Here is a 15,372-nt window from a genome sequence, read left to right as displayed (position 1 = left end):
TACAAGGTTTTGCTGCGAGTTTTACGACGAATGCCGCGCAGCGAATTATAATGCGGCGCATGGAAAACCCCGTCGAATTCGTCCAGTGGCTGCGTTCCGTCGCGCCTTATATCCACGCCTTCCGCGGCAAGACTTTCGTGGTGGCCTTCCCCGGTGAACTGGTGGCCGCCGGCGCCCTGCCGGTCCTGGCGCACGACCTGTCGCTGCTGCACGCCCTCGGCATCAAGGTCGTCGTCGTGTACGGCTCGCGCCCGCAGGTCGCCGAACAGCTGGCGCTGCGTAACGTCGAAGGCCGCTTCCACAACGGTATCCGCGTCACCGATACCGCCGCGATGGAATGCGCGAAGGAAGCCGCCGGCGAACTGCGCCTCGACATCGAGGCAGCGTTCAGCCAGGGCTTGCCGAACACGCCGATGTCGAACGCGGCGATCCGTGTCATTTCCGGCAACTTCGTCACGGCACGCCCGCTGGGCGTCATCGACGGCGTCGACCTGGAACTGACCGGCGTGACCCGCAAGGTCGATGCCGAGACGATCCACTCGATCCTCGCCGCCGGCGGCGTGATCCTGCTGTCGCCGCTGGGTTTCTCGCCCACCGGCGAAGCCTTCAACCTGACGATGGAAGACGTGGCCGTGTCCGCCGCGGTGGCGCTGCATGCCGACAAGCTGATCTTCATCACCGAGACCGAGATGCTGCGCGACCTGGCCGGCACCGAAATCCGTGAACTGTCGTCGCACATGGCCGAAGCCGTGTTGCAGGCGAATTTCCTGTCGCCGGAAAGCGCGTTCTACCTGCGCCACTGCGTCAAGGCCTGCAACAGCGGCGTCGAGCGCTCGCACATCGTGCCGTTCGCGATGGACGGTTCGGCCATGCTCGAACTGTTCACGCACGATGGCGTGGGCACGATGATCAGCCACGAAAACCTGGAAAGCCTGCGACCCGCCACAATTGAGGACGTTGGCGGGATTATCAAGCTCATCGAACCACTGGAAGCGGATGGCACGCTCGTCAAGCGCGGCCGCGAGCTGATCGAACGGGAAATCAATTATTTTTCCGTCATCGAACACGATGGCGTGATCTTCGGCTGCGCCGCGCTGTATCCGTTCCCCGAAGAGAAAATGGCCGAAATGGCATGCCTGACCGTCAACCCCGAAGTGCAGGCGCAGGGCGACGGCGAACGTATCCTGAAACACATGGAAAACCGCGCGCGCGCGTCCGGCGTCACGAAACTGTTCGTGCTGACCACGCGCACGGCGCACTGGTTCATCAAGCGCGGCTTCGTGCCCGCCACCGTGGACGCGCTGCCGAAAGACCGCCAGCGCATGTACAACTACCAGCGCAAGTCGCAGGTGCTGGTGAAGACACTGTAAGCGTTTTCGCCGGATAATTTACAATGCACGTTTCCGAACACTGAGGAGCACCCGCGATGGCCCGTACCGTCCAATGCATCAAACTGAACAAGGAAGCCGAAGGCCTCGACTTCCCGCCGTATCCCGGCGAACTGGGCAAGAAAATCTATGAATCCGTGTCGAAAGAGGCCTGGGCGGCCTGGCTGAAGCACCAGACCATGCTGGTCAACGAAAACCGCCTGAACCTGGCCGACGTGCGCGCCCGCAAGTACCTGGCCGCGCAGATGGAAAAACACTTCTTCGGCGAAGGCGCCGATGAAGCGCAGGGTTACGTGCCGCCACCGGCTTAAGCCCAGGGTTTCAAGGGGTCTGTCCCCGCCAGTCGTCGGCTTGGAGCCTGGTCGCTGGCATTGAACGAGGGGACTGACCCCGGTTTTTTCTGGCGTATCGCTACGCTGCCAAAAAACCGGGGTCAGTCCCCTCATCACGTCAACAGCAAGCGCTGAAGCCGTCACTTACCGGGGACAGACTCCTATCGGAGCCCGTCACCGGTTTTCATGGACTTAGCCTTGCCAGCGCAACGACTTGACGCCCTCTGCCGTACCCAGCAGGCACACATTGGCCCCACGGGCGGCGAACAGGCCCACGGCGATCACGCCGACCATGCCGTTGATGGTGTTTTCCAGCGCGACCGGGTCGGTGATCGACAGGCCGGCTACGTCGATCAGGTGGCCGCCGTTGTCGGTGACGAACGGCTCATCCGACCCCGGCTTGACACGCACTTTCGGCTGGCCGCCCAGGGCCGCCAGCTGGCGGAACACGGCATTGCGCGCCATCGGGATCACCTCGACCGGCAGGGCGAACTTGCCCAGCGTTTCAACGAGCTTGGAACCATCGGCGATGCAGACGAACGATTTCGACACGGAGGCCACGATCTTTTCGCGCGTCAGCGCCGCGCCGCCACCCTTGATCATCGCGCCGGAAGCGTCGATCTCGTCGGCGCCATCGATATAGACGGCGATCGATTCCACGTCGTTCAGGTCGAACACGGGAATGCCATGGCCCTTCAGGCGCGCGGCCGTGGCTTCCGACGAGGCCACGGTGCCCTTGATGCGGTCCTTGATGGTGGCCAGTTCGTCGATGAAGAAGTTCGCGGTCGAGCCGGTGCCGACGCCGATGATTTCGCCGTCGACCACGTAGCCGATGGCGGCGCGCGCCACGGCCTGTTTCAGTTCGTCTTGAGTCATGATGATGAAGGTAGGGGAATTACGGATTCGAAGGGCGCCATTTTAACAGCGCACCGGGCGGCCTTTGTGGGAAAATAGCCAATCTCCATAAGTCAGCCCAACAGAACATGACGACCACCCCGACCGACTCATCCTCCGGGTCTCCCGCCGAACCGGCAACGCCAACCGGCCCCCGCACTGTCCTGATCGTCGACGACAGCCGGGTTTCCCGGCTCGTGGCGCGGCAATACATCGTGACGCTGCATCCCGACTGGACCGTGGTGGAAGCCGGTACCGGCGAGGAAGCGCTGGCCAAGGCGCCGGAAGTGCAACCCCAGCTGGTGCTGATGGACGTGAACATGCCCGGCATGGGTGGACTGGCCTGCGCCGAGCAACTGCGCAAGTTGCTGCCCGATGCGCACATATCCCTGCTCACGGCCAATGTGCAGGATGCCACCCGCAACCGCGCCAGCGAAATCGGCGTCGCCTTCATGGAAAAGCCGATCACGCCCGAGCGCATCGCCCGCCTGACCGCGCTGGTGCGCTGACATGATTCCGCTGACCGAACTGGAACACGACGCGCTGGTCGAGATCTTCAACATCGGCGTGGGCCAGGCCGCCGCCGCGATGAGCGGCATCGTCGGCGAGGAAGTCACCATGTCGGTACCGTCGATCAGCTTTCTCAGCCGCAGCGAGGCGGCCCAGCTGATCGAGGATGCGCACCGGCACAACGCCGGCACCGCCAGCACCAGCGGCGAACGCATCTGCGGCGTCAGCCAGCATTACGAAGGCGCGTTCTCGACCGAGGCGCTGCTGATGTTCCCTGAGGATAAAAGCCTGGAAATCGTGCGCCTGATGGTGGGCGAAGCGATACCGCTGGCCGAGCTGTCCGGCATGGAGCAGGAGGCGATGAGCGAGATCGGCAACATCATCCTCAATGCCTGCGTCGGCACGCTGGCCAATATTTTCGAGCACGAGCTGCATGGCTCGCTGCCGGTCTACCATGTGGGCTCCAGCGACGAGATCCTCGATGCCACCGGCACCCGCGCCGATACCGTGGTGATGATGCTGCACATCGACTTCATCCTCGAGAAGCACCAGATCCACGGCTACGTGGCCTTCATCCTCGACGTCACCGCCCTCACCGACCTGAAGGACCAGATCGACCAGTACCTGCACCGCGCGATGGGGCTGCCGATGGGATCGCAATAAGGATGCAGCAGCCGTCCCGCCTGCCATTGCTGGAAAGCGTGCTGGAAGCCGTCAACGCCGGCGTCATCGTCGTGGACGCGGCACGCCGCATCGTGCTGTGGAATAAATGGATGAGCCGCCATTCCGGCTGTGCCGCGCACAAGGCGCTCGGCATGGACCTGTTCGCGCTGATGCCCGAACTGCGCGGCGGCCGTGTCGAGGCAGCCGTCACGCAGGCGCTGGCCAACAATTTCTCGTCGCTGCTGTCGCCCACGCTGAACCGCGCCCCCTTCCCGCTGTATTCGAATCCGGCCGCGATCGCCCGCGGCGAGCGGATGCAGCAAGGCATCGCCGTCACGCCGCTGGCCTTCCCCGCCGGCCAGTCCGAACCCCATTGCCTGATCCAGCTGAACGACGTCAGCATGGCCGCTGCCCGTGAAAAGCTGCTGCGCGAACAGACCGAGCTGCTGCGCATGCAGACTTTCTCCGATGGCCTGACCGGCGTGGCCAACCGCCGCGCGTTCGACGCGGCGCTCGACCGCGAACTGCGCCGCGCCAAGCGCAATGGCGGCATGGTATCGCTGCTGATGATCGATATCGACCATTTCAAGGCCTACAACGACCATTACGGCCACCAGCAGGGCGACCAGTGCCTGATCGCGGTCTCGGGCGCGCTGCAGGCGCTGCTGCAACGCTCGGTGGACATGCTGGCGCGCTACGGTGGCGAGGAATTCGCGGCGATCCTGCCGGACAACGATCCGGGCCAGGCGCTGCAGATGGCCGCCACGCTGCACGAGCGCGTGCTGAAGCTGGCGATCCCGCACGAGCACGCGGCCGGGCCGGAAAAGCAGGTCACCGTCAGCGTCGGCGTGGCGACGCTGCTGCCGGGCCAGCCGGCCACGCCGGCCGCGCTGATCCGCGCCGCCGACGGTGCCCTGTACGCGGCCAAGCGCCAGGGCCGCAACCGGATCGTCGCCGCCCGGCAGGAAGACACCGCCGCCTGACGGCAACCCGGCGGAATCGCCGTCGCCGCGGCCGGCCATCGGAGCCCCGCACGACAGCCCTGCATGACAGCGGGATACCGCCCCTGCTCAGCGCTGCTGCAGGATCTCGCGGTCGATCGACTTCAACGGCACGGTCTTCTCCACGCCGCCGCGCTTGACGGCTTCCTTCGGCATGCCATAGACCACGCAGCTTTCCTCGTCCTGCGCCGCGGTGCGGGCGCCGGCCTTGCGCATCTCCAGCAGGCCGGCGGCGCCATCGTCGCCCATGCCCGTCATGATGATGCCCAGCGCGTTGGCGCCGGCATGTTTCGCCACGGAGCGGAACAGCACATCGACCGATGGCCGGTGGCGGTTCACCAGCGGGCCGTCGATCACGTCGACGTAGTAGCGGGCGCCGTCGCGCCGCAGCAGCATGTGCCGGCCGCCCGGCGCGATCAGCGCGCGGCCCGGCAGCACGCGGTCGCCGTGCTGCGCTTCGCGCACTTCGATCTGGCACAGCTTGTTGAGCCGGTCGGCGAACGCCGCCGTGAATTTTTCCGGCATGTGCTGCACGATCACGATGCCGGGTGTAACGCGCGGCAGCACCGTCAGCACTTCCTCGAGCGCCTGGGTCCCACCGGTGGAGGTGCCGATCGCCACGACCCGCTCGGTGGTCTGCAGCGGCGTGCGGACATCGGACGCCGGTGGCAGGATCGCGTCCGCCGTGAGCTTGGCCGGCGCCTGCGCCGGGGTGGCGGCGCGCTGGGATAGCCGGCGCACGTTGACGTGGGCGGCGGCGCGGATCGCGCCCACCAGTTCGGCGGCGCTCTCGTTCAGGAAATCCTTCAGGCCCAGCTTCGGCTTGGCGATCACGTTCACCGCGCCGGCCGCCATTGCCGCCATCGTGGTCTGGGCGCCCTTGTCGGTCAGCGTCGAGCAGATGATCACCGGCGTCGGGCGCTCGGCCATGATCTTCTTCAGGAACGTGATGCCATCCATGCGCGGCATTTCCACGTCCAGCACGATCACGTCCGGCCACTGCTGCTTCATCCGCTCGATCGCCAGCAGCGGATCGGACACGGCGTGCAGCAGCCGGATTCCCGGTGCCGCCGCCAGCATCTCGCCAACGATCTTGCGCACCACGGCCGAATCGTCGACGACCATCACATTGATAGGATTCATAGGTTTCCAGGAACGCAGGAAAGCCCGCAAACACGAGCCGTTACAACATAAGCTTAGCCCATGCGGGCCATGCGGCGCTGTTTGTTACGCTGCCTTCCGGTACACCGACGGCACCACCGGCTGCACCGCATTGGTGATGTCGTGCAGGCTTTCGGAATGGCCGATGAAGAACTGGCCGCCCGGCTTCAGGCGCGACGTTACGCGCGCCACCACCTGCCGCTTGGTATCGGCATTAAAGTAGATCATCACATTGCGCAGGAAGATCACGTCGAACATGCCCAGTTCGTTCGGCAACTGCGTATTCAGGTTCACCTGCCGGAACTGCACGCGCTGGCGCAGCGCCCGGTCCACCAGCAGCGTACCGGTCTGTTCGCGGATGCCTTTCAGGCAGAAGCGCTTCAGGTAGTCGGCAGGCACGTGCGCGGCGCGCTCCATCGGATAATGCCCGACGCGGGCACGCTGCAGCACGCGCGTGCTGATGTCCGACGCCATCACTTCCCACGGCGCGTTGCCCAGCACGTCCGCCAGCACCATCGCGATGCTGTACGGCTCCTCGCCGGAGGAACAGGCAGCGCTCCATACGCGAAATGGCGTGTTGCCGCTCGTTCCGTGCGCGCTGGCGGCTTCGCGCAGCAGCTCGAAGTGGCGCGACTCGCGGAAGAAGTAGGTTTCGTTGGTGGTCAGCAGGTCCACGGCGACCTGGGTCTCCTCCGGATGCTGCCCGCCCGCCAGCACTTCGAAATACGCATCGTAGCTGTCCAGCCCGAAGTGGTGCAGCCGCTTGGCGAGCCGCCCGCTGACCAGCGCCTTCTTCGCGTCCGACATCGTGATGCCCGCGATGTCGTGGATGAAGTGCTGGAAGCGCGCGAACTCGCGCTCGTTGATGGCGATGGCGCTCATGCCGCCTGTGCTTCGGTATCGGCCAGCATGGCCAGTCCGTCCAGTGCCAGCACCTGCGCCACGTTCAGCAGGATCACGAACTTGCCGTTCACCTTGGCCATGCCGCCGATGAAATCGCCGCGGATGCGGGTACCGAACGACGGCGCCGGCTCGATCTCGGCCAGCGCGATGTCCAGCACGGCGCTGACGGCGTCGACCACCACGCCCGTCACCTGCCGCTCGCCGTCCGCTTCCAGTTCGACGATGACGATACAGGTGCGCTTGCCCGGCACCGCCAGCGGCCGGCCGAAACGGGCCGCCAGGTCCATCACGGGCACCACGGCGCCGCGCAGGTTGATCACGCCGCGGATCGACTCGGGCATCATCGGCACTTCGGTGATGCCGGAGAACTCGATGATTTCCTTCACGGCCATGATGCCGATACCGAACGATTCGCCGCCCAGCATGAAGGTCAGGTATTGGGCGGATTCGCTTCCCGCCGCGGTGCTGTCTTGCTTGGTGTGCTTCATGGATCGCTCCATCAGAAATTGGTGAAGTTCTTTTCGTCCAGCTCGCCCTGCATGGCGAAGCTGTCCGCCGCGCGCAGGCCGTTGCCGCGGCGTGCCGGGCGGGTACCGCCGCTGCGCACCTTGGCCAGCACCCGTGCGCCGTCATTATTGGCCAGGTGGAAGAAGCTCATGGCCTGCTGCAACTGCTCGGCCTGACCGCTCATTTCCTCGGCCGTGGCGGCCAGTTCCTCGGAACTGGAGGCGTTCTGCTGCGTGCCCTGGCTCATCTGGCCCACGGCCGAGTTGATCTGGCCGACGCCGGCCGACTGCTCTTCGGAAGCGGCTGTGATTTCCTGCACCAGGTCGGACGTCTTGCGGATGTTCGGCACCATCTGGTCCAGCAGGTTGCCGGCCCGTTCGGCCAGTTCCACGCTGGACGTGGCCACTTCGCCGATTTCCTGCGCCGCCACCTGGCTGCGCTCGGCCAGCTTGCGCACTTCGGCCGCCACCACGGCAAAGCCCTTGCCATGTTCGCCGGCACGGGCCGCCTCGATGGCCGCGTTCAGCGCCAGCAGGTTGGTCTGGTAGGCGATATCGTCGATGATGCCGATCTGCTTGGCGATCTGCTTCATCGCCGTCACGGTGGCCTTGACCGCTTCGCCGCCCTCGGCCGCTTCACGCGACGCCTGGGTGGCCATGCCGTCGGTGACGCGGGCGTTCTCGGTATTCTGCGAGATCGATGCCGTCATCTGTTCCAGCGATGCCGACGTTTCCTCGACGCTGGCGGCCTGCTCGGAAGCGGCCTGCGACAGCGACTGCGCCGTGGCGGACACCTCTTCGGAGGCCGATGCCAGCGACTGCGCGCTGGCGTTCACGTCGCCGACAACCTGTGCCAGCTTGTCCATCGTGCCGTTCGAGTACTCCTTCAGCTTGCCGAATGCGCCTTCGTATTCCTTGTCGATGCGGGTGGTCAGGTCGCCTTCGGCCAGGGCCGACATCACGCGCACCACGTCGTCGATGCCGGCGCCGGTGGTCGTCATCAGCTGGTTCAGGCCATCGCCCATCTCTTTCTGGAAGCCCTGCATGCCTGTCGTGTCGACACGGGTCCCGAAGTTGCCGCGGTTGGCCGCTTCGATCACGGCGCGCTGGCCGGCAATGACCTGGCGCAGCTTGACCACCATCAGTGCCACGGCGTGCAGCATGCTGCCGGTATCGCCCTTGCGGGTCGCCACTTCGCCGGACAGGTCGCCGTCGGCGATGCGCTTGAGCAGTTCGGCCGCATAGGCCGGCTCGCCACCCAGCGTGCGCGTCAGGCTGAGCGTGATCCAGAACGCCATGCTAATGCCCATCAGCACGGCCAGCACACCCAGCATCACCAGCTGGTTGCGGGCGCTGACATACGCCTCGGTGGCTTCCTCGCCGGATTTCGCCATCGATGCATCCTGGTGCGCGATCAGCTTGCGAATCGTCGCGATATAGGTCGTCTGGACGCCTTCGAGCTTGTTGACCAGCAGGTCACGCGCCTCGGCGCGCTGGCCTGCGGCCACCATGCGAAGCCACTCTTCCTGGATCACGCGGTATTGCTCGCGCGTTTCCACGACCGCCTGCAATACTTCCTTGCCTTCCGGCGAAGCCACAACCTTCTTCAGCTTCTCGAGCGTCTCGCGCAGCTTGGCGCGTTCGGCCTCGATCGTTGCCATTTCGCGCCGTGCCACCGCCGCATCGTCGAAGATCACGACATTGCGCATCGCGATCGCGATCGTGGTGATGTTGCCGATCAAGTCGTGAGCCATCGTGACCTTCGGGTACTTGTCGGTGACCAGTTCGTTGACGTTGTCGCTGACGCCAGCCAGGCTGCGGATACCCAGCAGGATGCTGGCAGCGAGCAGGAAGCCGACGACGCCGAAGCCCAGGGCCAGGCGGGCACTTACTTTTAAATTACGGAACAAGATTGTCTCCTTGCGGCCACCGGCCGCGGGTTGTTAGCGGGTTAAGAACGGATCGAAGCGTCGTGAAACGGCGTTCAGAACCGGGTAAAGCTGGTTTCTTCCAGTCCTGCGTCGGCAAAGGCTGGTTGCAGGGCGATGCTCTGGCGCTTCGGCACCGCGGCCGCGCGCGGCATGCGGCCGGCCGGCTTGCGCGCCGCGACACCGCTCTCGAGTTTGAAGAAGCCCATCGCGGCCTGCAGCTGCTCGGCCTGGCCGCTCATTTCCTCGGCCGTGGCGGCCAGTTCCTCGGAACTGGAAGCGTTCTGCTGCGTGCCCTGGCTCATCTGGCCGACAGCGGCATTGATCTGGCCGACGCCGGCCGACTGCTCTTCGGAAGCGGCCGTGATTTCCTGCACCAGGTCGGACGTCTTGCGGATGTTCGGCACCATCTGGTCCAGCAGGTTGCCGGCCCGTTCGGCCAGTTCCACGCTGGACGTGGCCACTTCGCCGATTTCCTGTGCCGCCACCTGGCTACGCTCGGCCAGCTTGCGCACTTCGGCCGCCACCACGGCAAAGCCCTTGCCATGTTCGCCGGCACGGGCCGCCTCGATGGCCGCGTTCAGCGCCAGCAGGTTGGTCTGGTAAGCGATATCGTCGATGATGCCGATCTGCTTGGCGATCTGCTTCATTGCCGTCACGGTGGCCTTGACGGCTTCGCCGCCTTCGGCCGCTTCGCGCGCCGCCTGGGTGGCCATGCCGTCCGTGACGCGGGCGTTCTCGGTGTTCTGCGAGATCGATGCCGTCATCTGTTCCAGCGATGCCGACGTTTCCTCGACGCTGGCAGCCTGCTCGGAAGCGGCCTGCGACAGCGACTGCGCCGTGGCGGAGACTTCCTCGGAGGCGGAGGCCAGCGATTGTGCGCCGGCATTGACGTCGGTGACCACCTGCGTCAGCTTCACGATCATCTGGTTCATCGCCTGCAGCAGCTGGCCAGTCTCGTCACGCGAATTGCTGTCGATGCGCACGGTCAGGTCGCCTTCGGCAAGGCTGTTCGCTGCATTGACGGCCTGACGCAGCGCGCGGGTGACGGACAGGGTGATCGATGCACCGATCAGGACGGCCAGCAGCAGCGCGCCACCGGCCATCATCATCACCGTGGTCCGGGTGTCTTCATACGTATGCTTTGCCTGCTCCGTGAGATCCTGCATCAGCTTGCTCTGGTGCTTGATGAGCGCATCCAATGCGGCGATCAGTTCACGATTGGTCGACGCATACTCGGCGCTGACGAAATCGGCGGCCTGTTGCTGGTCTGTGCGCATGAGCGCATAGAACCTGTCGTACTTGGCGTCGAGCGCCACGCGCTTCTCGGACACAGCGCGCAGCAGTTCCTTGCCGCGTTCGGAGGTCACCACTTTTTCCATGTCGGCGATGCGGCGGATCGTATCGGCGCGCATGCCCTCGATGGCCTTGCGGTGGCGCTCGACTTCGGATTCGCTCTTCGTCAGCAGCATGCCGCGCATATGGCGCCCGGCATCGATCGCGTCGCGCACCATTTCCTGCGCGACGATCACCTTCGGATAGGCTTCGCTGGTGATCTCGTCGGTCACATTGTCCATATCCGCCATGCGCGTGATGGCCAGCATCGCGACGCCCAACAGCAGCAGCAGCACGAGGCCGAAGCCAAGTCCCATCCTGATGCCGATTTTCAGATTCTTAAGCACGATGGCTCTCCAGATCAATTGCTAAAACGCGTTGAGAAAAAAAAGGTTGATGATTCATGCTGCCGCTGCGTGGCTCTCGCTCTCGACGCCGGTCAGCAGCGCCGCCATGTCGAGGATCAGCGCCACGTCGCCGTTGCCGAGGATCGACGAACCGGACAGGAAGCGCGCACCGGCAAACACCTTGCCGAGCGGCTTGATCACGGTCTGGAACTCGCCCAGCAGCGAATCGACGACAAGGCCGGCCTTGCGGCTGCCATGGCGCACGACGACGATGCTCTGGCGCCGCACCGGCGCGCCCGACAGTTCGAAGCGTTCGCGCAGCCGCACGAACGGCAGCGGCTGTCCGCGCAAGTCGATGAAATCGCGTTCCTGGTCGTCGCGGAATTCCACGCATTCCTCGACCATGTCCATCGGGATCACGAACACGGATTTGCCCACGCCGACCTGGAAACCGTTGATGATCGCCAGCGTCAGCGGCAGGCGCACGGTCACCGTGGTGCCCTGCCCTTCCGTGCTGGCGATTTCAACGCTGCCACGCAGCGCGACGATGTTGCGCTTGACGACATCCATGCCCACGCCGCGGCCGGACAGGTTCGTCACCTGTTCCGCCGTCGAGAAGCCCGGCTCGAAGATCAGGCCGAAGATTTCCTTGTCCGACAGCACGCGGCCCGGTTCCACCAGGCCCCGTTCGATGGCCTTGGCCAGGATGCGCTCCCGTTTCAGGCCGCCGCCGTCGTCGGACACTTCGATGACGATGCTGCCCGAGTCGTGGTAGGCGTTCAGCGCCACCGTGCCCTGGGCCGGCTTGCCGCGCGCCAGGCGCACGTCGGCCGGTTCGATGCCATGATCCATCGCGTTGCGCACCAGGTGCGTCAGCGGGTCGCCGATCTTCTCGACCACCGTCTTGTCCAGCTCCGCGTCCTCGCCGGAGACCTGCAGGCGGATATCCTTGCCGATCTCGCGCGACACGTCGTGCACCACGCGCTGGAAACGGTTGAACGTGGCGCCGATCTTCACCATGCGCAGTTGCAGCGCGCTGTCGCGCACTTCTTCCACAAGGCCGGATAGCGTGGACGTGCATTCGAGCAGCTCGGGAATCTGGGTGCGGCGGGCGATCAGGTTGGCGCCGGCGCCAGCGATGATCAGCTCACCCACCAGGTTGATCAGGCGGTCCAGCTTGTCCGCGTCAACGCGAATCGAGCGGTTTTCCGCCGGCGCGGCCTTCGGTTCCGGTGCCTGGCGCTGTTTTGCCAGCGCGGCTTCGACGACGGTCGGCAGCACGGCACCCTGGCCCACGAGGATCTCGCCGAGCGGTACGCCGGCGGCGCCGCCGGCGGCCTGCACGGCCAGCGCCTGTTCCAGTTCGTGCGCCGTGACGCTGCCGCAGCGCACCAGCATTTCGCCCAGGCGCTCGCGCTCGTCGGGTACTTCGTCCAGCCAGGCGAGGTATTCGGTGATGCGGTTTTCCGGCGGCAGGATGCGGATCTGGCAATCGTCGCGCACGAAGTCGAACACGCCGTCGATGGCGGCCTTGTCCACGCTGCTCTGGAAACCGATCTCGAAGCCGAGGTAGCACGATTCCGGATCGAATTCGTCCGCCGCCGGCAGCGCATCGGCCAGCGTGGCGATGCCCGTGATCGTGCCCATCTGGCCCAGGTAGCGGATAAACGACAGCGGGTCCATGCCATTGCGCAGCACGTCGCTGCCGAAGCGCAGCGAGATGTGCCACTGCCCGGCGCTGCCCACGTCCGCTACCGTCATGGCGGTGGGCGCGGCACGGGCCGGAGCGGCCTCACCGTCGAGATAACACTGCAGCGCGGCCACGAGGGGCGCACCTGCCACGGCCAGCGTTTCATCGCCGTCCAGCGTGCCGGCCTCGACCGCATCGACAAGGTGGCCGATATGGTCGCAGCAGCCCAGCAGCAGCGCCACCAGGGCGTCGTCGACCGCCACGGCGCCATCGCGTACCTTGTCCAGCACGCTCTCGGCCACGTGCGTGAAGTCCACCACCGCATCGAGGCCGAACATGCCGGCCGAACCCTTGATCGTGTGCGCCGCGCGGAAGATCGCGTTGACGGCATCCGGGCCATCGTGCGCCACCACCAGCAGCGCGTTTTCCATCTGCTCGAGCAGCTCGCGGCTCTCGGCGATGAAGGTCTGCATTACCTGGTCCATGTTCATGCCACGGCTCCTTCCACGGTCGTTTCCCCGATGCCGGCGAACGGCACACCGAGCAGCGCGAAGACGTCGCGCACGGCAGCGCTCCCGCCCTGCACGCGCAGCGTCTTGCCCAGGCGCGCGGCTTCCTGCCGCGCCACCAGCAGCAACTGCAGGCCTGCGCTGTCGAACTCGGTGACGGCGGACAGGTCGAATACCGGCGCGGCATGCTCGCGCACGGCGTCCAGCAGCACGTCCTTCAACTCCGCCGCGCGATAGATCGTCAGCTCGCCTTCGACCGCGAGGGCGGCAACAGGCCCTTGGCTCACGCCAATACTCATGTGGTTCTCCGTGGATTGGTTCTCCCGCCGGACGACGGGAGAGCGATACGATGCCGCGTTAAGGCATGACCAGCTTCTGGACCGCCGCCAGCAGCGCTTCCGGCTTGAACGGCTTGACCATCCAGGCACGCGCGCCGGCCGCCTGGCCCTGCGCCTTCTTTTCCTGCTGCGACTCGGTGGTGAGCATCATCACCGGCGTGAATTTGTAGGCGGGCCGCGTCTTCAGCTCGCGCACGAAGGTGATGCCGTCCATGTTCGGCATGTTGACGTCGCTGATGATCAGGTTGACCTTCTGGCCGGTCAGCTTGGCCAGTGCATCGGCGCCGTCGCAGCCCTCGATCACGTCGTAGCCGGCCTGGCGCAGTGCGATGCCGACGACCTGCCGGATCGATGCCGAATCGTCCACCACCATGATGGTTTTTGCCATGTGAAGCTCCTAGAAAAAGGTGATTTCGTCTTCCTGTTGCGGCGCCGGCTTGGCGCCGCCCAGGTGAAGCGTGTGTTCTTCGGCCATCGCGTACGTGCTTTCCAGCTCGGCCAGCAACGGGCGCGCGTCGAGTTGGCGTGCCGTGCCCGCGGCTTCCTGCTCATCGAGATAGAACGGCAGGCGCGCGATGTTCTGCTGCACGTGCGACAGGATCTGGCTGACGCGGTCCTGGAACTGCAGTTGCACAAGCGCCTCGGCCACCTCGCCCTGGATGCCGGCGCTTTCCTTTTGCAGCAGGTCGGACGACTGCACCAGCGCATCGGTCACGCCGCGGAACGACGACAGCACGCTGCCGATCATCTGTTCGGAAGCCTGCACGGCATGGCCTTCGGCGCGCATCGACTCGCTCGCCGCCTGGCAGGTGGCGCCGATCGCCGCGCTGATCTGGCCGACCTGCTGCGCGATGTGCTTGCCGGCGTCCGCCGAACGGTTCGACAGCATGCGCACTTCGTTGGCGACGACGGCGAAGCCGCGCCCCGCCTCGCCGGCGCGCGCCGCCTCGATGGCCGCGTTCAGTGCCAGCAGGTTCGTTTGCATTGCGATGCTGGCCACGTCGGCCGCCATCGTCTGCAACTGGGTCGTGATCTGCTGCAGCCCTTCGATCTTCTGCAGCATCTGCTGCTTGCTGGCGGCCGCGCCGGCCAGCATGTCCAGCAGCGAGCGCAATTCCTTTTCGCTGGCGGCGAATACCTCGACGATGCTGCCGCCTTCGTGGTTGCGCGCCGCGCCCGATGCGGCCAGCGCCTGCTCAAGCCGGTACACGATCCCGGAAAACCGTTCGACCAGGGACACGACTGCCGTTTCCATCTGCGTGCGCGACGCGTCAATGTGCGAGGTCCACACGCCGGACACCTGCCCGGCGAACTCGCGGCTCGCCAGGTAGTCGTCGCCCTTGGCGTCGGCCTGTGGCGCGGCGCCCGGGTGGTGGAAGAACGCCAGGCCACCGGCGGCCAGCAGCGCGGCGGCGATGGCGAAGCCATGCCACTGCCAGTCGGCCAGCGGTACGATGGCACATGCGGCGGCACCGGCCAGCATCAGGGGAAAACAGGAATGCAGGGGGCGTTGGCGCATCACGCGTCGCTCCGTTTCATCGGCAAAAAGTGGAAGAGGATTCTTGGCGATTACCCGCTCGGGATAATCCCGCCATGTATGCGATTACCACCGCACGGAACATATGATTGCAAGGTAATTGCCGCGGCGCAAGACAACACATGATATTTCGTTGCAAGCGGTCGCATAAATCCGACACCGCTTGAATGAGTACTAACGTGTTGTCTTGATTGAAGTTTTTAAGAAATTGACGAAGCGTCAGGGAGTTTTTTTGGGCTGTCTGGATATTAAGTCAAATAATATCGGCCGCCACAATGCATGAAAGGCATGCAAGCGATGAAAAATTAAAAAGCCGGCAATATGCCGGCT

The 15,372-nt window shown here is 65.1% G+C and carries 15 protein-coding genes; 5 read left to right on the top strand and 10 right to left on the bottom strand.

The window, feature by feature from the left end; genetic code table 11:
• The first annotated feature begins 59 nt into the window (after positions 1-59).
• Together argA and EWM63_RS19415 are read left to right on the top strand one after the other, a co-directional pair.
• A complete protein-coding gene (gene argA / locus EWM63_RS19420; RefSeq protein ID WP_130188013.1) occupies positions 60-1,370 on the top strand; it encodes an amino-acid N-acetyltransferase in 1,311 nt (436 codons plus the stop codon).
• A gap of 56 nt (positions 1,371-1,426) precedes the next feature.
• Complete coding sequence (locus EWM63_RS19415) at positions 1,427-1,699, top strand: oxidative damage protection protein (protein WP_130188012.1); 273 nt, start codon at positions 1,427-1,429, stop codon at positions 1,697-1,699.
• 213 nt (positions 1,700-1,912) lie between these two features.
• Here EWM63_RS19415 and rpiA read toward each other — a convergent pair whose 3' ends face one another.
• Entirely contained in the window at positions 1,913-2,596 is a 684-nt protein-coding gene (gene rpiA / locus EWM63_RS19410; protein WP_130188011.1) for a ribose-5-phosphate isomerase RpiA, read from the bottom strand.
• 182 nt (positions 2,597-2,778) lie between these two features.
• On the opposite strand from rpiA, the gene EWM63_RS19405 reads away from it, so the two are divergent.
• Genes EWM63_RS19405 through EWM63_RS19395 form a run of 3 tightly spaced genes read left to right on the top strand, consistent with a single transcriptional unit; the run spans position 2,779 to position 4,770 of the window.
• Complete coding sequence (locus EWM63_RS19405; protein ID WP_371861249.1) at positions 2,779-3,123, top strand: response regulator; 345 nt, start codon at positions 2,779-2,781, stop codon at positions 3,121-3,123.
• Between the two features lies 1 nt (position 3,124).
• Positions 3,125-3,787 carry a chemotaxis protein CheC gene (locus EWM63_RS19400; RefSeq protein WP_130188009.1) on the top strand — a complete coding sequence of 221 codons (663 nt, stop codon included), beginning with the start codon at positions 3,125-3,127 and terminating at the stop codon, positions 3,785-3,787.
• Between the two features lie 2 nt (positions 3,788-3,789).
• Entirely contained in the window at positions 3,790-4,770 is a 981-nt protein-coding gene (locus EWM63_RS19395) for a sensor domain-containing diguanylate cyclase (RefSeq protein WP_130188008.1), read from the top strand.
• Positions 4,771-4,857: 87 nt separating this feature from the next.
• On the opposite strand, the gene EWM63_RS19390 is transcribed toward EWM63_RS19395, so the two are convergent.
• The 9 genes from EWM63_RS19390 to EWM63_RS19350 form a co-directional block, all read right to left on the bottom strand.
• Positions 4,858-5,931, bottom strand: a complete 1,074-nt coding sequence (locus tag EWM63_RS19390; RefSeq protein ID WP_130188007.1) for a protein-glutamate methylesterase/protein-glutamine glutaminase — start codon at positions 5,929-5,931, stop codon at positions 4,858-4,860.
• 84 nt (positions 5,932-6,015) lie between these two features.
• The gene (locus EWM63_RS19385) at positions 6,016-6,831 is read right to left on the bottom strand and encodes a CheR family methyltransferase (RefSeq protein WP_130188006.1); all 816 of its coding nucleotides are present in this window, start codon (positions 6,829-6,831) and stop codon (positions 6,016-6,018) included.
• On the bottom strand, positions 6,828-7,340 hold the full coding sequence (locus EWM63_RS19380; protein WP_130188005.1) for a chemotaxis protein CheW: 513 nt from the start codon (positions 7,338-7,340) through the stop codon (positions 6,828-6,830). Before EWM63_RS19380 ends, EWM63_RS19385 begins: the two co-directional genes overlap by 4 nt.
• Positions 7,341-7,351: 11 nt before the next feature.
• The gene (locus EWM63_RS19375; protein ID WP_130188004.1) at positions 7,352-9,268 is read right to left on the bottom strand and encodes a HAMP domain-containing methyl-accepting chemotaxis protein; all 1,917 of its coding nucleotides are present in this window, start codon (positions 9,266-9,268) and stop codon (positions 7,352-7,354) included.
• 74 nt (positions 9,269-9,342) lie between these two features.
• Entirely contained in the window at positions 9,343-10,968 is a 1,626-nt protein-coding gene (locus EWM63_RS19370) for a methyl-accepting chemotaxis protein (protein ID WP_130188003.1), read from the bottom strand.
• 54 nt (positions 10,969-11,022) lie between these two features.
• Positions 11,023-13,149 (bottom strand): chemotaxis protein CheA, encoded by a 2,127-nt coding sequence (locus tag EWM63_RS19365; protein ID WP_130188002.1) that lies wholly within the window; start codon positions 13,147-13,149, stop codon positions 11,023-11,025.
• Positions 13,146-13,466, bottom strand: a complete 321-nt coding sequence (locus EWM63_RS19360) for an STAS domain-containing protein (RefSeq protein ID WP_130188001.1) — start codon at positions 13,464-13,466, stop codon at positions 13,146-13,148. Before EWM63_RS19360 ends, EWM63_RS19365 begins: the two co-directional genes overlap by 4 nt.
• A gap of 58 nt (positions 13,467-13,524) precedes the next feature.
• Positions 13,525-13,893: a response regulator gene (locus tag EWM63_RS19355; RefSeq protein ID WP_130188000.1), complete on the bottom strand. Its 369-nt coding sequence runs from the start codon at positions 13,891-13,893 to the stop codon at positions 13,525-13,527.
• A gap of 9 nt (positions 13,894-13,902) precedes the next feature.
• Positions 13,903-15,024, bottom strand: a complete 1,122-nt coding sequence (locus tag EWM63_RS19350) for a methyl-accepting chemotaxis protein (protein WP_165390868.1) — start codon at positions 15,022-15,024, stop codon at positions 13,903-13,905.
• Between the last annotated feature and the right edge of the window lie 348 nt (positions 15,025-15,372).

The sequence above is a fragment of the Pseudoduganella lutea genome, from assembly GCF_004209755.1.
Taxonomy (GTDB): domain Bacteria; phylum Pseudomonadota; class Gammaproteobacteria; order Burkholderiales; family Burkholderiaceae_D; genus Rugamonas; species Rugamonas lutea.
The sequence above is the reverse complement of the archived record's forward strand: the minus strand, read 5'-3'. Positions and strand labels throughout refer to the sequence as shown.